We start from the raw sequence: 20,010 nt of genomic DNA on the forward strand, positions 1-20,010 counted from the left end.
TTCTACGTTAGAATTAAAAAGAGCGGGTTTTATCCCGCTCTTTTTTTATATCTTTTGAAAACGGGGGCTTTTCCTAAAAATTCCGGTTTTAGAATATTCTAAATTTAGAATCTATTTATCCTCCTTTTTGGAAACTTAGATTCTTTTTGAATCGGAATCGCAAATCAAAAAAGACCCTTCGATGACAACAAAGCCCGATCAAAATCCTTAAGGACCGGATCCAGACCCGCACTTTTTAGAGACGCCGCGACTTCCGCGAGGGGACGATCGTCCTCGATCTCGAATTGTTTGAGCGCGCCCGAGTTGGAATATCCGCCCGGTTCCGTTTTGGATTCCACGGACATACTAGTAATTCCAAGACTTGCGAGACGGTTCCTGAGACGGGGAGATTCTCTTGTGGAAAGAACAAGACCGATATCCGGAAACGTTATCCGAAGCGCAAAAAGATACCGAACAAAATCACGATCGTCTACGGGAACGATCTTCTGAAAATCCCCGGCCGCAGGCCGCATTCTAGGAAGGGAAATCTGAAACGAAGTTCTCCAATATTCTTTCATTAGATATTTTGCATGTTCTCCGAGTTTATACATCTCTCCCAGGGGATCGGAAAGTCCGAGGAGCGCTCCGAGTCCGATCCTTCGAAAGCCGGCCTTCCCTCCCCGGTCCGGGGCTTCCAAACGATAGCCCATGTTTTTTTTGATCCCTCTGTAGTGATTTTCCGCGTAAACTTCTCTGTCATAGGTTTCCTGATATACGATCAGGGCTTCGACTCCGGAAGCGATCACGGTTTGATAGTCGTCCGTATCCAAGGGATAAATCTCGATCGCGAGAGAATCAAAGGATTCTTTTAGAATGGAAACGGCTCGAAGAATATAATCCAAATTCGTTTTACTGTAATCCTCTCCCGTAAGAATTACAAGATGACGAATCCCTTTCGATTTGAGAACCTCTACCTCTTTTCTTATTTCCTCTTCGGTAAGAGTTTTTCTCGGGATCTTATTTTCATAACTGAATCCGCAGTAAAGACAAGAAGAACGACATTCGTTGGAAAGATACAAAGGCATAAAAAGTTGAATCGTATTCCCGAATCTTTCCTTTTTGATTTTTTGCGAAAGAAAGGCCATCGGTTCGAGATACGAAGAAGCGGAAGGAGATACGAGGGAAAGGTAGTCTTGGAAGTCGAGAGGAAGTCCGATAGAACCGCGATGCAAAGCGTTTTCTACGTCCTCTTTTTTTTTGGATCGTATGATTTCAGAGCCGGACTTAAACGGAGTTTTATCAAAAAGCTCCGTGTACATTTCTTTCCTCTTCGTTTAAAAAACCGGTGAGCGGACTCGAGGCGGAGGCTTCCCATTGAAACTTCGATCCGCTTCCGCCGTAAAGACGTCCCATTCTTCCCGCAATCGTCGCGAGTTTAAAGGCTTTTGCGATCTCGACGGGATTCTTTGCGATCGCGATCGCTGTGTTTACAAGAACCGCATCGGCTCCGAGTTCCATCGCTTCCGCGGCGTGAGAAGGTAGTCCAAGACCGGCATCTACGACGACCGGAATTTTGGATTGAGAGATGATGATCTCAAGATTCGTCCTTGTTGAAATTCCTAAATTGGAACCGATCGGCGAACCCAAGGGCATCACGGTCGCACAACCCGCGTCTTCGAGATGTTTGCAGAGGATCGGGTCCGCATTGATATAAGGAAGCACCTTAAAACCTTCTTTGACGAGGATCTTCGCTGCTTTGAGGGTTTCGATCGGATCGGGAAGAAGATAGACCGGATCGGGTGTGACTTCCAATTTTAACCAATCTCCTGCTCCTAATTCCCTCGCGAGAATGGCCAGACGAACCGCTTCTTCCGCGTTCCGCGCTCCGCTCGTATTTGCAAGAAGAAGAATCCGTTCTCGATCGATATGGGAAAGAATATCGTCTTCCGGTGATTCCAAATCGACTCTTCTCAGCGCGACCGTGACAACCTCGGTTTCGGAAGCCTCGATTGCACTTTGCATGATTTTCCCCGATGAAAACTTTCCGGTTCCTAAAAAAAGCCTGGAGTGAAAAGTCCGTCCGGCGATTACAAGAGAATCCTCGGATTCTTTAGATACGTTTGACATTCTTCTGTAGAGATCTTTCAAAGACTCCTCTCCGTCAAGAAGCCTTCTGAAAATAAGAAAAGAATCTCAGAAGAGATCTTTTTTTTTCTAAAATAGACAACGTTCGATTCTTTCCTGGAACCGGAAAGAATATGGGACAAATCTTTTTAAACACGAATCGAAAAATTCAATCTACTTTGGTCTTATCCAGGATGAACGTGGAAACGATCTTAATTCCTGAAAAATATCTGGATCGTCTAAGCGAAGAAGAAAGAAAAGCGCTTCCGAAACGGATCTTACCACTTTTGAGGAGATATCAGAAACTCATTCTTTCCTTGAGGAGAATCAATAAGAATGCAGGAAAAATTCTTTATCAAAAGGACCAAGGAAAACTCAGAAGAATCAATATGAGAATTGATACCGGAGTCTGGGCCATCTTGGGCGTCTTAGCGGCCGCACACGGTGTCTCTCGTTGTTTTATGGTAAATTATCTCTTCTGGCTGGAGGATTCCGGAGGCGGAATTTACCTTGATAGAGTTTTAAATGTGGGATGTCCCACCTTTCAAAATATTTACAGTTATATCTGGCACCTCGATCTACTTAAAAACGAAATTACAAAGAGGATAGAGTTCGAACCAAACCCAATTCACGTCCTATCACCGGAAGATTTTCCCTAAAAATCCATTCTCCCATCGGTTCTCGAAACAAAGAGGCTCAGAGAAAATTTGAGACACGATTTTCTCAGAGCCTCTTATGCTCATAGAATCTACAGAGTTTGCCTGCGCTTTAAACCGCGGCCTCCCTTCCTCTTTCCACGAAAAACTCCACTACAGTACCGTAATATTTTCCAAATCATCCAATAAAGAGAGAATTCCGAGTTCATAGAGTTCCCGTTTCGATTAACGGAGGTAAGAAGTTGACTCATTGGACGTAAATTTATTTCAGAGAACGTCTGTTCATTGTCTCCCAAAAAGAAGAAAGACTATTCGTATTCGCTTCGCTCGCGCTCCACTCGGATAATTCTTGAATTTTATTTTTTTTATAACCTTTATAATTGTTTTTTTATATAAAAACGGATTATTCATATTTATTTATAAGTCACTTAAGAACAGAGCCAAAAGAGATCCAAAGCAAAACTTTTATCCGATTTCCAAATACGAATCTATCCGAGCCAAAACAAATGCACACAGTTCCAATACCGAGAAAAAAGAAAGTGATGGTCGTAGAAGATAATTTATTGGATCTGCAAGTGATCCAACACCATTTGGAAAAGGATTATGAAACGATTCTCGTCCAAGATCCGAATTTAGCGATTCAATTGGCCAGAACCAATCAGCCGGATCTGATTCTTATGGATATCAGGATGCCTCAAATCGGAGGTGTGGAAGTCTGCCGTAGACTGAAAAAAAATCCTCAGACGACCGATATCCCCGTTATTTTTATCACTTCCATCGAAGATCCGAAAATGGAAACTCTTGGTTTCCAAATGGGCGCAGTCGATTTTTTAAAAAAACCTTTTAGCCCTCCCGTATTCAGAGCCAGGGTAAAATCCCATCTTGAACTCAGTAGAATGTTGGAAATCAAATCCTCCCGTTTGGAAATCATCCGAAGATTGGTGGTAGCGTCCGAATACAGAGACAATGAAACCGGAAATCATATTTTAAGAATGAGTAAGTATTCCGAAGTATTAGCAAAGTCTTATGGACTTTCTCCGGAATCCGTGGAAGATATCCACAACGCGTCGGCGATGCACGACGTCGGAAAAATCGGAATCCCCGATTCTATCTTGCGAAAAAACGGAAGGCTGACTTCGGAAGAATTCGAAATCATCAAAACCCATCCCATCATCGGGGCCAATATCATCGGTGAACACGAAACGGGACTTCTCAAAGTGGCGAGAGAGATTTGTATCGGGCATCATGAAAAATGGGACGGCTCCGGTTATCCTTACGGACTCAAAGGAGAAGAGATCAGTCTTTCCGCACGAATCGCATCCGTGGCGGATGTCTTCGACGCTTTGACGACGAACCGCCCTTATAAAAACGGATGGCCGATCGGACAAGCGGTGGAATACATCCGATCACAAGCGGGAACTTCTTTCGATCCGGAGATCGTGGACATTTTCAGTGAAAACCTGGTCGATCTTTTAAGAGTAAAAGTGGAATTCACCGTTCATACCCAAATGAACGGCGAAACAACACAAAACGAAGAAAGTATCGCCTGAAATACGATCTTCGTCTTGTAGCCTTAGCGCGTTATACCGCCGCTTCCGTTACTTTTTCCGCAAGATGAGCGGCCTCGTCGAGTTTTAGAGAAAGAATTTTCGAAATCCCGGGTTCTTCGTTCGTAACACCAAAGATGGAATTTGCTCGGTTGATCGTGGACTGTGCGTGTGTGATCACGATAAACTGAGACTTGTCCTTAAACTTATCCAGGATCTGACAGAAACGAAGTTTGTTCGCTTCGTCCAGAGCCGCGTCGATCTCATCCAAAAAGCAGAACGGAGAAGGTTTTACCATATAGATCGCAAACAAAAGAGCGATGGCCGTCATGGATTTTTCCCCGCCGGAAAGAAGTCTTAGGTTTTGAACGTGTTTACCCGGAGGTTCCGCCATAATTTCAATTCCGGCGTTTAAGCTATCTTCACTTTCGGTCAGTTCGAGAATGGCCCTTCCCCCGTTAAACAAGGTCGAAAAGGTTTCCTGAAAATTCTCGCGAATCTTTTCGAAGGTTTCCCGGAAGAGTTTTTCGGATTCTTCGTTGATTCGATTGAGAACGTCTTCCACGTCCCCTTTGGATCTTTCGATATCCTCTTTTTGAACACGGTGGTGTTCGTAGATTTCTTTGACACTTCTGTATTCTTCAATAGAAAGAGGATTGATCGATCCCAACATCTGAATGTCGGACTTGAGACGTTTGAGTTTGACTTCTTCCTTGGTTCGTTCCAAGTCTCTCTTTTCAAACTCGGCGCTGAGTTCCTGTTCCGAAATGGAATAGTCGTTGTACAATTCTTCCGTAAAGGAATCGATCTGCACTTTCAAACCGGAAGCCGTTCTTTCTTTTTCCGTCAAAACGGGAATGAGATTTTTAAAATCGTCCTGATTTTTCTGAATATCGTGTTTGAGAGTTTGGATTTCTTTTAGGATATTTCGAAGCGTTTCCTTTTCGGATTCTAAAGCGCGGCTCATATCCAAAAATTCGTTGTAGCTGGATTCGATCTGTTGTTCGAGTTCGGAAACTTCCCTTTCGAATTCCTTCTTTTTAACGATCACGTTTTGGATAGAATCCTTTGCGTTCTGGATTCTTTTTTCGATCTCTTCTTTACGAAGTCCGATCGCTTTGGCCGCCTCGAGTCTTGAATTTCTTTCGGACCCAAGTTCCAAAACCTTCTTTTCTAAGAATACGGTTTGTTCCTTGTTCGCTTCCAAATCTTCTCGAAGAGACTCGATCTTCAAACCGGAATCTTTGATGCTTCTCGTGAGATTTTCGTTGTCTAAAATGAGATCTTCGATCTGTTGATCCAAGGTTTCTTTGCGGGAAAGAAATCCGTCTCGATCAAAAAGAATGTTTCGGATCATATCCTCGAGATGAACAAATTCTTCCAACTTGGTTTGAACGTCTCCGAGATCGAGGGTTTCCAAAACCGCGGCGATCTTAGAATTGTCCGAGAGTTGCAGATTGTTTCGCAAATCCTGGATTTGAACCGCGTATTCGGACATCCTCGAAAGAAGAAATTCTTTGAGTTCCTTTCTGCGGGTTTCGGTATCGATGGCTTCTTTTTTTCTGGATTCGAGTTGGCTGATCAGTTCAAAGATCACTTCTTTGAGTTTTTCTCTGAGTTCGTTGTGAGCCTTGTCGTTCGCAGCGATCTTGGATTCTTTTTCCAGAACGCTGTGATTTTCGTCTTCGATTTGTTTTTCGAGGACTAGTTTAGAATTCTTTAATTTAGCGATTTCTTCTTCGAGAAGTTCGACTTCACCCTGGAGTTCGGAACATTCTCTCTGAATTCTTTCCAAATCGATGACAAGAAGGCTCAGAGAAGATTCTTCGCTGTTCAGAGTTTCCGTCATATCGGAAATTCTTTCCTCGTATTCGAGGATGATCTGTTTGTTTTTTTCGATCTTCTCTTTTTGGATCTTTGTTTGGGAAAGATGATCGTATAATTTCTTATCGATCTCGGAGACTCGTTTTTCGATCTCCGCTTTGTCCTTTTCCAAAACTTCGATTCTTCCGGTTTCTTCGCTGATCGTTTCGAGAAGAGTTTGATTCTTATCCTTGATGGATTGAAGTTCCTCTTCGGAAGCCTTGAGTTTTTTTGTAAGAGTGCTGTATTTGAGATAACGGATGATCTTATCGGTTTCGTCTAACTCCGCTTTGAGTTTAAAATAGGCTTCCGCTCTTTCGGCCTGTTTCTCTTTGACTTCCATTTCTTTTTTCATGGAATTCATGATGTCTTGGATGCGAAGAAGGTTTTGTTTTGTATCGTCCAGACGTTTGAGTGCTTCTTGACGTTCCACCTTGAAACGGGAAACACCCGCCGCTTCTTCGAAGATCAATCTTCTTTCTTCGGGTTTGGAATGAAGAATCCGATCCACCTTTCCTTGTTCCATGATGGAATAGGAAGACTTTCCGATCCCGGTATCCATGAGAAGTTTTTCGATATCCTTTCTCTGAACCCTCGAATCGTTGATACAGTATTCGTTGTTACCGTCCAAGTAAAGACGACGGGTCATCTTCACCGAAGGATAATCCATCTTGATGAGTCTGGAAGAATTATCGAAGATCACCGAGACTTCGGCATAACCCGCGGGTTTGCGCGCTTCGGAACCGTGAAAGATGACGTCGTCCATCTTATCACCGCGAAGTCCCTTTGCGGACTTCTCACCGAAAACCCATTTCACCGCGTCTACGATATTCGACTTACCGCTTCCATTCGGTCCTACCACGGCGGTAAAACCCGGATCGAGAAGAACTTCCGTCTCGTCCGCGAACGTTTTGAATCCAACAATATTCAGGCTTTTTAAATACATAGTTTTTGTGTTTTTCGATTCCGGATGTTCCGGAAAGATGATTCCAATTGACCAGATTTCGGCAGGGAATAGAATGCACCTGGGTTATTATGTCTCACAATCTCTCTGAAAAGACAAGAGAAATATTCGGGAAAAAGCCGTACTTATCCCTCTATTTCCAAAGACAACCCGACCCGAACCTCCAGTTCACGCTCAAGCCGGCTAAGAATTCGGAAGAATGGTTTCTCGACTTCAACGGTCGCGCGCTTTCGAGCACCGTCTCACCTCTGACGCAAGCGTTACGATCCGTTCAGGCCCAAAAAATTTCAGCGACCGATCTCGTCGCCGTGATCGGGCTTGGAAATCCACATCTTATCTATGAAGTTCATAAGAATTTAGAACCGGGTCAGATTCTTCTTTTGATCGACGAACATCCCGAGCTCATCTTTCCTCTTTGGGAGGGAGTTTTGGAATCGGTGATGGAGGTTCCGGGAAGACATCTGTTTCTCGGTCATTCCGCGCTCAACTTGTTGTGGAATTATATGGAGTCGCTTCCCGTCGAAAGAGTTTCAGGGGTCCGAATTTTTCGAAACGCCGCGAGCACTTCACTGAACGAATCGTATTACGGAGAACTCGAAGTTAAAATTCGAAAGATCCTTTCTTCCAAGATGAGTGACCTTTTGACCAAGTTCGAGTTTGAAAGAATCTGGGTCACCAACACGTTCGTAAACACCGCGAACTTTCCGGATTCTAAAAATCCAAGAACCCGTGTCGAACTCTTAAAAGAAAAGTTCGCAAATACTCCGGCGATGCTCGTCTCCGCAGGGCCTTCCCTTCGAAGTCAGTGCGAATGGATTTCCAAGGTCCGAGAGAAGGTTTTTTTATTCTCCTGTGATACTTCCTTAAAAGCTCTCCTCAAGTTCGGAATCGTTCCGGACGGAGTGATTACCCTCGACGCACAGACTCATTCTTTCTTTCATTTTATGGGAGCGGAATCGTTTAACGTGCCTTTGTTTGCGGACTTGGTCAGTTCTCCTCCTATCCTAAGATCTCAAAAGTTTTCCAAGATCGTTCATTCCTTGACCGCGAAATATGTAGTCGACGCAAGCGGGGAACTCAAAAGAGAAGTGACCGCCGGTTCGAAGACTGCGGAAAAAATTCTCGGGACCATCGGAGACATTCAATCCGGAGGAAGTGTGGCGACGACCGCGTTTGACCTTCTTCGAAACTTGGGTTGTAAGCCGATTTTTTTGGTGGGACAGGATCTCGCGTATTCGGGAAGGGAAATCCATTCTACGGGAACTCATCACAACGAAAAATGGCTCACCTTGCTAAAACGAACTCAGAGTCTCGAAAGGATCAACGAGATGATCATCCGAAAAAGGGACACTCGTTTGGTTCCGTCTGCGGGTGGAGGAGAGGTTTTGACGGATTACGTTTTGGATTTATACCGTCATTGGTTTGAAGAATCCTTTCAGACACTCGACTTCCCGGTTTACAACGTCAACGTTCGAGGCGCCAAAATCGCAAACTGTGAAAACGTTTCGATCGAAACTGCGGATTCTATTCTTTCCCAATTTTCCGATCATGGATATTACTGGAAAAAATTTCTTCCCTGGAATTCCGAACAAGATCCGGAAATCTCCGTGGAAACTGCGGAAACCTTTCGCAAAGAACTTTTGGAGAAGATCCAAAACGTCTTGGATACGTTTTCAAAACCTTCAGTTCGGGGAGATTCTTATGAATCGATTCTCTCAGATTTTAGAAAAAAAATATCCGATTGGGAAGATTTAGGTTATCTCGTCCGGAAGACTGAAATTTACATTCTCAGACACAAAAACACGTTAGACGAAATCAGAAAGAAGGACCTTTTTTTGGGAGCCGTCTTGAAGGAATTTACCGGACTCAAACGAAAACTTCTTTCGGGAATCGAAAACAAAACGTCTTGAACTTGAAAGAAGTTTTCCGTTCTTCCTTACCCTTGCTCAACCAGGAGTGAGTCTTAGAAAAAAATTCGTGGTAAGAACTACAAATTCTCCGTAAAACTCTTGCGTCTCGCGTGCGACCCATAGGGAGCGAAGCGCTGAGTTTTTACGTGCGACCCATAGGTTGAGTTTTTTGTCGTAGTTCCGACCTCCATGGTGCAAGTTTCGCACCCCGCCCTGATTCGTTTCATAACGTTACCCGCAAGTTTAGATTTAGAATCAAAGAAATCCCATGAGAATTTTTATAGGAGTTCCTACAATTAAGACTTTTTATTTGCAAGGATTAGATTTTTCTAATAGAGGAAAATCTCCCGATTTTTTCCCTGCGACACGATTTGTAAAGAGCGTCCTATTGAGTTAATCCACACCTCCTCCCGCCCGAATGAACAAACCCTGCCCGCAAGTGAACTGAATCTTTAAAAATATTGTCGTACCACCGACAGCTCATCCGTGAAAGTCGCGCGCCCCGCCCTGATTGGGTGGAGGAGGAGAGGTGGCGGGAAAAAAACGGGGAGAAATTTTCTATATCAGAAGATTCTACTTTTTGCAAACACAATTCTCTCTCAAAACTCTTGTCGGAATTCCCACAAAATATACTGTCTATTCCAAAAAGGAGGCACAAGAAAACTTTTTTCGAACTATTTTTTTTCCGTGAAATACAATCTCTACGCAATTCTTTGGTTGAAATATCGTTTCTCCGAAATCGCTAACAAAAGTAATTTCCCGCATCGGAAAATTTCCCGAACCTTGGATCTTCGAGAGGATCATCCTTTGTTTTCCCTTTTCGATTGTCCTTATCTGGAACGCGCTTGTCTGGAGAATAAGGCAAAGTTTCTCTTTTTTTTGAGGTCGTAGAAGATACCAATCCCGATTTTTAGAAGGTGTGGAATCGATCAGCCAAAAACTTCCATCGGTAAAAGACGTCTTTTGGATTTTGATATTTTCATCCTCGAATCCATTCGGGCCCGCGATCGATTCTATCCATTCGTTGAGGGAGGGATAACATTTTCCGATCGGACCGTCCGAACGTTGTGCAAAAAGAGAGTGGAATCCGGTGAGTAAGACGAGTATCCTAAAAACAAAACGCAATTTCATCGTGTAGTAAAACCGATCGTTTTTTAAGATTGCTCGGGATTCTTTTTGGATACGAACCTTGAGTCCGTTTTTTTTGGAAATTTTTTAAGAAAGAATCCCCTCGTAAAAAAGGCGAAATGTGTGAGATCCTACTTTTTTAAAATCTCTCACGCGTTTAAGTCGATGAGATAACCTCTTCGAGTCGCTTGATCGTCGGTGTTGACTCCCACCTTCGCGATGTTCCGCGCACCGGAATTTACATTCTCCAATTCGGAAAGAGGATGAAGACGATCGGGCATGTTCCGAATCGTAAATTCAGACTTTGAAAATTGGCGTGCGCCGGGTGAACTTTGAAGTGCAAAATTGATTTCTTTGAGCATGGCCTGCGAATGTCCTTTTTTCTTTCAAGGGAACAACCATTTTACAACTTTGTAAAGCGAAAATCGACCTTTCGATCCAAACCCGAATTCGGTCCTTCCTCAAATTCTCTCCGGATTACAGGCCGTCGAAATTAAAATTTTCGGTATTTTCAGAATCCTGTTCCTGGGGAACTTCGGCGAGAATCGCCGAAACCTTTTCGGAAGTTTTTTCTTTTTTTGGAAGCTCCAGTTCCGGTTCTCCTTCGTCTTTCATCTTCATCAGGAGAGAGAATCCTTTGGGTTCTCTTACAAATTCCGGAAAGTATTCGTAAAATAATTTTGCAGAGACGACGCGGAATTTGTACGGGTAAGCGTTTTTATAAGTGGGGGAAAGTTCCACATCTGGCAACTGTTGAAACTGGATTCTATCCTCAAAGTCGTTAAACTCTTGTTTGGTGAAAACCGGAAGTCTTTCGGTGATCAAATCTTTTAGAATGATCCAGTCCAACTTAAAACGCATCCTATAACCTTGAAACGCCGAAGACCTCTGGATCAGATTGACAAGTCTTTTGAGAGGATAATCCCGTTTTGCATACGGAGTCAGATAGATCAGAAGATATCTCTGCGAAAAGCCGAGAGGTTCCCAGACTCTTTCCGGAAAAAGTTTTCCCTCTTCCTCTTTTAGGTCGTCTAGAATGGACTGCAATTCAGGAACGATTTCCGTATGATCCGAATAGAACTCTTGTTTTTCAACTTCTCCAAATTCTCCGTAATAGAGCCATTTGTAAAGGTCCGCGATTTCGAAGACGGGATGGTAGATCAAGAATCGATCTAAGAATTCGATCTTTTCTTCGCGAGATTTGTTATCGTCGATTTCTCTCTGAATCACTTTTTTGATCCTCGTTTTTGATCGCGAACAATTCGGACTGATTTAAAATCCGAAGGATGTTCTCCCTATGGGTCAGTATGATCCCGATAGAGATAAAAATCATGGTTCCTAAAACCCAATACGAAATCTCTTCGTGTAAAAGAAGAACCGAGGAAAAAGCATAAACGAGAGGAAGCGTTAGGGAAGCAAAAATTGATCCCAGAGAAACAAATTTAAAAAATTTATAAACCGCTAAAAAAACGAGAACCGCTCCCAAACACGCGATCGGAGTAAGAACCAAGAACACGCCTAACGCAGTCGCAACTCCCTTCCCACCTTTGAAGTTTAAGAATGGGGAGAACATATGTCCGAGGACGGCCAGGACTCCGCAGAGCAACTGAAACGGAATTCCACCTTCCGGAAGAAACAACCCGGAAAGATAAACCGGAAGCGCGCCCTTGGCAACGTCCAAAACCAAAACGGGAAAACCGTATCTCCAACCGACCAATCGGCCGACGTTCGTCGCGCCTATGTTTTTACTTCCGGACTTGCGGATATCCACGCCGGCCAATCGAAGAGCGATCCAATATCCGAAAGGAATCGAACCCGCGGCAAAACTTAAAAAAGCACAAAGAAGAAAATTCATTTACGATCCGAGCGAAACTCCAATTGAACCGGGATTCCTTGGAGTTCGTAAGTCTCCGTAAGTTTCTTTTTCAAAAAAGAAACGAGATTCGGTTTGAAGTAGTCTACGTGATTTACGAACAAAATAAGATGAAACGGAGAAGTCGAAACCTGAGTGCAATACAACATCTTCGGAGGTTGGTGGGCGGAAAACGATCTTCCCGCAAGTCCCATCCAGGATTTGAGATTTTTGTTCAACTCGGAAGTGCTCACCTTTCTCTGAGAACGGGTCGCGAGATCGAACGCAAGATCCACCAACTTTTTGACGCGGAGTTTTTCGGTCGCGCTGATCGTGATGATCGGGACTTCGTTTAACAATGGAAATCTGCTGAATAGTTTTTCCTTATATTCCTTGAAGGTCTTATCGCTTTTGTCTTCGATAGCGTCCCATTTGTTGACCGCGATCAAAAACGGTTTTCCTTTTTCCTGCAAAAGAGAAGTGATCTTTTTATCAAAATCCCCGAAACCCTTTTGTGCGTCCAGAAGATGGATGACAAGATCGCTTCCATCGATCGCCTTGAGAGTTCTCTGATACGAATAGAATTCCAAAGCTTCCGCGGATTTGCTGTGTCTTCGAATCCCTGCGGTGTCGGTCAAAAGCAAACGTCTATCACCGAATTCTAATAGAGTGTCCACCGAGTCCCGTGTGGTTCCGGCGACGGCGCTGACCACCGCCCTTTCGTAACCGCAGATCGCATTTAACAAACTGGATTTTCCGGAATTCGGTTTTCCGACGATCGCAAGACGAAACTCGTAGTCTTCTTCCGCGAGAGGAAGGGGTTGTGCGTCCTTCTTCTTCGCAGGATTCATCTTTTCGATCCAGACTTTTCCGAGTTTTCTTCCACTTAAGAAAAATTTAATCTTCTCCAGAAGTAGTCCGAGATTCTTTCTTCCCACGGCCGAGATGGGAAGGACTTCGGCAAGACCCATTCTATAGAATTCTTCAAGATCGAACTCGTCGAGTTCCTTATCCGCCTTGTTTACGCAGTAGATGATCGGTTTTTTCGCGACATCGGGTTCCCTTCTCAGATATCCGAGAAGAGTATGATCCGCCGGAGTAACCTCATTCTTATCCAATAAAAAGATGATCAGATCGGAAGCCTTGAGTTGTCTATAAGCGGCTTCTAATATGGATTGGGCAAGCGTATCCGGATTGTCGATGTCGAGTCCCGGAGTATCGCAGAGATAAAAGTCCAAGTCCTTGTCTTCCTGATAGATTCTCGCGGAAAGAACGTCACGCGTCACACCGGGATAGTCTTCGGTGATCGCGAGTTTCTTTTTTAAGAGCGCGTTGAAGAGCGTGGATTTTCCCACGTTCTGTCTTCCCACGATCGAAACAACGGGAATGATTTCACCGGGTTCTTTTCGTGGAGCTTTGATCGGAACGATTTCTTCCGATTCTTCGGTTGTTTTTTTTCTGGCTTTAGCCATATGGATCCTAATTGATACTTCCTAAGAATCGTAACGATTGGAAGATTTTAAGGCGCGAGCGATTTCCTGCTGTGCGTCTTTTTTCTGCATGTCATCCCGTTTATCGTGTATCTTCTTCGGTTTGGCGACGGCGATCTCCACCTTAACTCGAAGGTTATTCTTAAAATAGACCTTTGTGGCGACGAGAACCAAACCCTTTTCTTTTACCTGACGATCCAACTTTTCGATTTCCCTCTTATGCAGAAGAAGCTTTCGAGCTCGGATCTCCGGATGATTTGCGTAACCTCCGTTTTTGTACGGAGTAATGGAAAAATTTTCTAAAAAGATTTCGCCGTTTTTGATCTTGGCGAAGGCGTCGGTAAGATTCCCTTTTTTTTCACGAAGACTTTTGACTTCGGATCCGGTCAAAACGATGCCCGCTTCGATGAATGATATCAATTCGAAGTTGAACTTGGCCTTTTTGTTGACCAAGGGCGAATGCCCGGATTCTTCTTTTTTGTCTGCCATCTTACTTTGTTAAACCGACTTCGTGGACGGTTTTTTGATTTGCATCGATTCTAGATTCGGCGGTCCCTAACGGATTTCAGCGCCGAAGAACGTCGAATTCCGATTAATTTCTCATACTGTGATGAGTGAGAATCAATCTGCCTAGTTCGGTCCCGATCAAGTTGGGCATATTGTAAAAATTATCCGAAGTGATCTGGATGGAATCCTGAAACAGATGTTCCGCTATGTATCGTCTTCCGAGACCGACTCCCAGAAAGACGTAGTTCCGATTCTGGTTTTTCAGAATTTCGGCGTGGAGTTTGCGGTTGTCCCGAGAATTGATTTCGTCGGAAACTTCTGCCTTTCCCCTTTGTCCCCGAAAATCGGAGATCATTACCACAATTTTCGTCTGTGCCTCTGGCGAAAAGTACGATTCTACTTTTTCGAGAAGTTGATACTCTTCTACGGAGTCTCCCTGCCAGTCAGTTCTGAGATAATTGAACATTTCCTCTTCTTTGGCTTCGTCGTATTCCTCGTCGAGACGTTTGATCGGAACAAGATCGATTCGATCCTTCTTATTGTTTCGATCCGAATAGGCGTGGATCGAAAAATCCACCTCGTGTTCTTTGAGAATATAAGCGGAAGAAAGCATCGCCGAGATTACGGCGACCGCGTATTCGAAGTTGAAGATCCTTCTCGACTTGGAGACGAGAAACGCGACTTCCACACCTTTGAGTTTTTCCTCGTTTTTATCGATGATCGTACGATCAAAAACCTTCGAGTCCCCTCTTCCGGATAAGAATGAAATATATTTCCGAGTATCGATACGATTTCCTTCGTTTCGATACATTCTAGTGATGTCGATCTCGGGATCAAAAAGACGATCGAGATTGAGTTCGATGTCTTCCAAACTCTGACCAAAAACTTCCTTAAATTCTTTTAAAGAAACTTGGATCGAGTATTCCCAGAGAATTTTCCGTTTGGCAAGAAATTGTTTGTAGAGTTCTTCGGTGCGATAACCCCAGGCCCCGCCTCCTCCGGCGGGTTCACCTTGGCCTTTGTTGCCTCGAGTGTCCTGCCCATACCAAGCGTCGGCGCCTTCCTTCATCTGGCCTCCGGTTTCCGGAGTGTCGATTTCAATTCCACGTTTGAGAGGGTTGCCCGAGTTGAGAAGTTTGGCCTTTCCGGTTAACGCTTCTCTTTTATGAAGTTCGGGATTCCACCAACGTTTTTTCTCAATGTCTGTGGCCGTTGTTAGAGTTTTTTTTTTCTTATCCTCAAGAACCTTGAAGAAGTCGGATTCGATCTCGATGCCTGACATTTGGAAATCTAAGATTTTTTCGAGCTCCTGTCTTTCTTTCGGATCGGCGATCTGATTTGTATAAGCGATCTTACCGCCTCGGACTGCGGTTTCTTTCAGACCCGCTTCTCCCGTTTTTTCATCCGCATAACGAAGAATATGATCCTTCCAAAAAAGAAGATTGGAAAGACCGAAAAGATACGGTAAAAGATTCGCCGAACCGATGGTTCTTTTTTTTGCGAGATCGCGGATCTTTGTGTGAAAGGTCACCATCTTCGAGATCAGACTGCTACCGGGAAGATAGAAGGAAAGAATTTCGGTTAACGTGGATTCGTCTTCGAGATCCGGAAACAAAACACTCGTAAAACGATTTCGAAACGCGCGGGAGATCGTCGCGGTGGACTTCGACTTTCTAAAAAGTTTGAGAGCGAAGATGCGGGAATCGCCTGTCAACTGGATCGGTTCGGTTCTTCCTGCTTCGGGAGGAAGTGTGAGAGATCTCGCGTCGTCCGTGAGCATATTCAATTTTTCTACGAGTTCGGCTCCGGCGGCTTCTAAGTTTGTGATAAGAATGTTTCCGCCTTCCCGGATTCCACGAGTGAGAGGACCGTCGACCCAATCCACCTTGGAACCGCTGATCGGTTTTAAAGCTCCGATGATATCCGAAGTGTGAATTCCCTTACACAAACTCACCGTCTCCAGAGGAAGACCGGAAATTTCAGTGAAGAGAGGAAGAAGAATCTGAGGATCCTGTTCTTCCGAATATTCGATCAAAACATTTTCTTGAAACTGAACTGCGGTAAAAATCTTTTCGGAGAATTCGCGGAGTTTTAAAGGAAGAGGAACGCTGCTCAAAAGATTCTTCGCTTTGTTTTCATCCACGACCGGAAACGCCTTATCGTTGCAGTATAAAAATCCTTTATGAACTTGGAAGGTCGGTTCCGGAAGTTCGGGAGCCATCTTGAGTCCCGTTTCGTTTAACAAAAGTTCGACCTGAACGTCTCTGTCTTCTTTTTTACGGAAGGGTTCGACGTAGAAGTTCCAGAATTCGCGAAACTGAAGTTCGCTCGTTTCCGCTTTTAATCCGAGAATTCTGTTACACAGTTTTTTGAGATTTCGAATGTTGAAGTGATATTTTTCCAGATCACCCTTTCCGAGTTTTCCGGTGATCACACGATTCTCCGTTTCCAGAGAAATACGAATGCAGGATTGAAGAAGGGATGGACTCAAAGCGGGATAGAGTTTTTTCAAAATAAAAAGAATCTCATCCGGAGTATGAGGATCGATAAAAACGACGGAGAAAAATCGTGTGATGTCGAAAGGAAGCGGTTTTCTTCCTTCAAAACCTTCGGATGGGTTCTGGGTTCCAATAAAATTAAAACCTTCACCGCAGGAAATTCTCGAACCGTCTCCTTCGATTAACTCCAAATAGGCGGACTCATAAACGGTGGAGAATCGTTTGATGATATGCGGAGGACAGAGGTTCATCTCGTCGGCGACAAAACTCTGGCCCGAACGAATCGCCGCAGTAAGAGGCCCGTCCGACCAGGCAAAACCTTGCCCATCCATGAGAATTCGATACGAACCGATGAGATCTTCCGGAAGTGTGTCCTCGTTAAAACTAAAACGAGAAGTCGGATGTTTTCTCATAAAGTTGATATAATAGATGAGAGCGTTTTTTCCCACTCCGGCGTCGCCCACGAGGAGCACCGGTTTTCCTTCGAGAAGAGGATAGAGAATATTGGATAGATTGCGAACTGTGGAATCGGTCTCAACGAGATCGGATCCAAGACTTCCTGTGTTGATTCCCGACTTGGAAACGGGAACATTCAGACCGGCGATTTTTACGGTTTCCATGACTCAAAGTTTCTCGGATAGAATCCTCTGGCAACCTGAATTCCCGAAATTATAGTTTGAATTGTTTGACTATCAAATCAACTTTTCGAGATGATTCTTTTGAGAAGACCGTTTTGCGGTAGTTCTCTCCGATGGAAATTTCAAAAAGGATCTAGTATGAGTCAGAATCCATTAGAATATGTTTTAGCAAATCGAATCCAAGGCCTCGACACTTCCGCGATCCGCAAAGCGTTCGAACTCGCGGGAAGTTTAAAAAATCCGATCAACCTTTCCATAGGCCAGCCTCATTTTCCTTGTCCCGCAAATATCATAGAAGCCGGATGTAAGGCTCTCAAAGACGGAAAAACGGCTTACACTCTCACCGGAGGAATTCCGGAACTTCGTTCGGCGCTTGCTGAAAAATACAAGACGACTAACGGCATCTCCTACGCAACGCCCGAAAGAATTTTGGTCACTTCGGGAATCAGCTCCGCCTTTTTACTCCTATTCAACGCATTGTTAAACGAAGGAGACGAATGTCTCGTCGTCACCCCCCATTTTTTGATGTATCCTGCGTATATCAAAATCTACGGAGGAAAGATGAACACGGTGCATCAATCCTTCGAACCGGAAGACTTAAAGGAATTTTCGAAGAAAAAACTGAAGATCATTATTTATTCTTCTCCTTCCAATCCTACCGGTAAAATTCTTTCCAGAAAACAACTGGAAGCGCTCGCAGAACTCGCTGAAAAGACGGGAGCTTATTTGATTTCGGACGAGATCTACGAACTTTTCGACTATGATAAGAAGTTTGTTTCCGCCGGTTCTTTTTACGAGAAGGCGATCACACTTTCGGGTTTTTCTAAAACTTACAGTATGACGGGGCTTCGTTTGTCCTCCATTCTCGCGCCGGAACCTATTATAAAAGCGTTAACTACTCTGCAACAATACACGATCGTCTGCGCGCCTTCCGTCACTCAGTGGATGGGACTCGAGGCTTTGAAGACGGATATGAGTTCCTACATAGCGGACTACAAAGAAAAAAGGGATTTTGTCTATGATTCTTTGAAGGATCATTACGAAGTCGAAAAAAGCGAAGGTGCGTTCTACTTCTTTTTCAAAATCAAGGAAAAGGACGATGATTTTGTCCTAAGGGCGATTCAAGAGAAAGAACTGATTTTAGTTCCGGGTTATATCTTTGCGGATTCCAAAAACCACATTCGGATCAGTTTCGCATCGGAATGGGAGAATCTAAAGAAGGGAATGTCCGCGCTTGTCTCACTCGCTTGATCCGTTGAGTTTTTGGATCCTTTTTGCATTCGGAAGTTTTGGCGCGGCTTCCTTGGGAAGTTTTTACGTTACCCTCGGATATAGAATCTTAGAATACTATTACGGCAAAAAAAGAAAGTCCCTTTCTTTTCGGGAGAAGTGGAGGAGAATCTTCACTTCTCCAAGCGCCTGCGACCATTGTGAAAAGGAGGTCCGTTATCCGGAATTGCTTCCCGTAGTCGGTTATCTGATCACAAAAGGTAAATGCAAAAAATGTAATCAACCGATTCCTCCGATCTTTCCTCTTGTGGAATTTTCTTTTTTTTGTGTTTTTGTTTTTTGTTTTGTTCTTACCCAAAATATAACGTTCAGTTTTGTATTTTTGTTTTTATGCGGCCATCTTTTGATTTCCTGTCTGACCGACGCTTACCATTTTTCTTTGGATTACGAGAATCTTCCTTGGATTGTTTTTTTCGGATTCGCCGCGGTTTTTCTCTTAAACGGAAAACTTCCGGGTTGGAATGAGCTCTTTGTGTTCGGAGGTTTTTTGGGAGCGTTTCTTCTCCTTTTCTTTTTCTTTCCGGGAGGAATCGGATTTGGAGACGTTCTCTTCGCGCCGGTTTTTGGGATGATTGCGGGGCATCCTTGGTGGATGTTTTTTTTAAACGCTTCTTATATTCCTGCGGTTTTGTTTACGATCGTTCTTCGAAAGAAGGGAGAAAGTCTGAGAAAAAAGCCGATTCCCATGGGTTTGTATTTTGGTCTGGGAACGTTGTTTACTTTTTTTGGGAAGATCCTTTTCGAATCGGGACTTCTTTCTTTTTCTTTTTTTTCCGGTTTTTCGGACCAGAACCCGCAATAAAAAAGGGATCCGTTTCAAAAACCGGCGACGGCCGCTGAAAAAAAACCAAAGGATACATTCGTATTTTAGAATATTCTGATTCACTATTTTAACAGAATTGTTTACCTCTTTTATGCTTCCTTTTTTTATTCGTGCGGAGAATGACCGTTAAATCGAACAATAGATCGACGATCCTTCGAAGAACTGTTTTGAGAATTGAGTCTTCCGATTCGGGAGTTTTGCCGAGGTTGACAAAACGAGCAAGACCGTCCGAATGGAAATCGTTGTCGGAACTGCGACGGGAAGAATTCTCCTTGCAAATACGGGATCTTTGTGTGAGCTCCTACATTCTAAACTTTTTACTTGCAAGAAGTAGAATTTTGTGATAGAGCAAAATCACCCGGAGTTTTCCGCCACCCGATTTGCATAACCTTACCCACAAGTTTGGGAGGAGCCGCCACGAAAATTGTCTTACACGGAAGGACTTTTTAGGAGCTCCTACATGGGATTTTTTCCTTGCAAAATTATAATTCTGTGATATAGGAAAAACACCCGGAGTTTTCCGCCACCCGCCCCTCCACCCGAAAATCGGGCGGGGCGCGCGTTTCACGGAGGACTGTCGTTGTTACGACAAATTTTTCTTAAGATTCAGTCCACTTTGTAGGTAAGGTTATCGTCGCAGGGCAGAACCCGCCGACTTTCACGGAAGAGCCGTCGTAGTTCCGACTGACATTTCTCTTGGAGTCTGAATAACTTGTAAATAAGAATCGGATTCCCCAAAAT

The 20,010-nt window shown here is 43.9% G+C and carries 15 protein-coding genes; 5 read left to right on the forward strand and 10 right to left on the reverse strand.

What is annotated here, in order from left to right:
* Nucleotides 1–164: 164 nt before the first annotated feature.
* Together thiH and JWG44_RS14310 are read right to left on the reverse strand one after the other, a co-directional pair.
* Nucleotides 165–1,298: a 2-iminoacetate synthase ThiH gene (thiH, locus tag JWG44_RS14305; protein ID WP_205275673.1), complete on the reverse strand. Its 1,134-nt coding sequence runs from the start codon at nt 1,296–1,298 to the stop codon at nt 165–167.
* Nucleotides 1,279–2,106 (reverse strand): thiazole synthase, encoded by an 828-nt coding sequence (locus tag JWG44_RS14310; protein ID WP_205275674.1) that lies wholly within the window; start codon nt 2,104–2,106, stop codon nt 1,279–1,281. The genes thiH and JWG44_RS14310 overlap by 20 nt, the downstream gene beginning before the upstream one ends.
* A 131-nt stretch (nt 2,107–2,237) precedes the next feature.
* Between JWG44_RS14310 and JWG44_RS14315 the strand changes: the two genes are divergently transcribed.
* Entirely contained in the window at nt 2,238–2,762 is a 525-nt protein-coding gene (locus JWG44_RS14315) for a DUF1564 domain-containing protein (RefSeq protein ID WP_205275675.1), read from the forward strand.
* A gap of 503 nt (nt 2,763–3,265) precedes the next feature.
* Complete coding sequence (locus JWG44_RS14320; RefSeq protein ID WP_205275676.1) at nt 3,266–4,309, forward strand: HD domain-containing phosphohydrolase; 1,044 nt, start codon at nt 3,266–3,268, stop codon at nt 4,307–4,309.
* Between the two features lie 31 nt (nt 4,310–4,340).
* Here the strand turns inward: JWG44_RS14320 and JWG44_RS14325 are convergent, their stop codons facing one another.
* Nucleotides 4,341–7,115, reverse strand: coding sequence for a chromosome segregation SMC family protein (locus tag JWG44_RS14325; protein WP_205275677.1), 2,775 nt, complete (start codon nt 7,113–7,115; stop codon nt 4,341–4,343).
* A gap of 89 nt (nt 7,116–7,204) precedes the next feature.
* Between JWG44_RS14325 and JWG44_RS14330 the strand changes: the two genes are divergently transcribed.
* A complete protein-coding gene (locus JWG44_RS14330) occupies nt 7,205–9,043 on the forward strand; it encodes a motility associated factor glycosyltransferase family protein (RefSeq protein WP_205275678.1) in 1,839 nt (612 codons plus the stop codon).
* A gap of 636 nt (nt 9,044–9,679) precedes the next feature.
* Here JWG44_RS14330 and JWG44_RS14335 read toward each other — a convergent pair.
* From JWG44_RS14335 to JWG44_RS14365, 7 genes are all read right to left on the reverse strand, one after another.
* Nucleotides 9,680–10,174 carry a hypothetical protein gene (locus JWG44_RS14335; RefSeq protein WP_205275679.1) on the reverse strand — a complete coding sequence of 165 codons (495 nt, stop codon included), beginning with the start codon at nt 10,172–10,174 and terminating at the stop codon, nt 9,680–9,682.
* A gap of 146 nt (nt 10,175–10,320) precedes the next feature.
* Nucleotides 10,321–10,533 (reverse strand): hypothetical protein, encoded by a 213-nt coding sequence (locus tag JWG44_RS14340; RefSeq protein WP_205275680.1) that lies wholly within the window; start codon nt 10,531–10,533, stop codon nt 10,321–10,323.
* A 115-nt stretch (nt 10,534–10,648) separates the two neighbouring features.
* Nucleotides 10,649–11,401, reverse strand: a complete 753-nt coding sequence (locus JWG44_RS14345) for a hypothetical protein (RefSeq protein WP_205275681.1) — start codon at nt 11,399–11,401, stop codon at nt 10,649–10,651.
* Nucleotides 11,376–12,026 (reverse strand): glycerol-3-phosphate 1-O-acyltransferase PlsY, encoded by a 651-nt coding sequence (gene plsY, locus JWG44_RS14350; RefSeq protein WP_205275682.1) that lies wholly within the window; start codon nt 12,024–12,026, stop codon nt 11,376–11,378. Before plsY ends, JWG44_RS14345 begins: the two co-directional genes overlap by 26 nt.
* A complete protein-coding gene (gene der / locus JWG44_RS14355; RefSeq protein WP_205275683.1) occupies nt 12,023–13,495 on the reverse strand; it encodes a ribosome biogenesis GTPase Der in 1,473 nt (490 codons plus the stop codon). Before der ends, plsY begins: the two co-directional genes overlap by 4 nt.
* Nucleotides 13,496–13,516: 21 nt before the next feature.
* Nucleotides 13,517–14,002 carry an SsrA-binding protein gene (smpB, locus tag JWG44_RS14360; protein WP_069607876.1) on the reverse strand — a complete coding sequence of 162 codons (486 nt, stop codon included), beginning with the start codon at nt 14,000–14,002 and terminating at the stop codon, nt 13,517–13,519.
* Between the two features lie 103 nt (nt 14,003–14,105).
* Nucleotides 14,106–17,138, reverse strand: a complete 3,033-nt coding sequence (locus tag JWG44_RS14365) for an AAA family ATPase (RefSeq protein ID WP_205275684.1) — start codon at nt 17,136–17,138, stop codon at nt 14,106–14,108.
* Nucleotides 17,139–17,294: 156 nt separating this feature from the next.
* Here JWG44_RS14365 and JWG44_RS14370 point away from each other — a divergent pair, with 156 nt between their 5' ends.
* Together JWG44_RS14370 and JWG44_RS14375 are read left to right on the forward strand one after the other, a co-directional pair.
* Complete coding sequence (locus tag JWG44_RS14370) at nt 17,295–18,407, forward strand: pyridoxal phosphate-dependent aminotransferase (protein ID WP_205275685.1); 1,113 nt, start codon at nt 17,295–17,297, stop codon at nt 18,405–18,407.
* A complete protein-coding gene (locus JWG44_RS14375) occupies nt 18,391–19,248 on the forward strand; it encodes a prepilin peptidase (protein ID WP_205275686.1) in 858 nt (285 codons plus the stop codon). The genes JWG44_RS14370 and JWG44_RS14375 overlap by 17 nt, the downstream gene beginning before the upstream one ends.
* The last annotated feature ends 762 nt before the right edge of the window (nt 19,249–20,010 follow it).

Origin of the sequence: Leptospira ainazelensis, from assembly GCF_016918785.1 — a bacterium.
GTDB classification, from domain to species: Bacteria; Spirochaetota; Leptospiria; order Leptospirales; family Leptospiraceae; genus Leptospira; species Leptospira ainazelensis.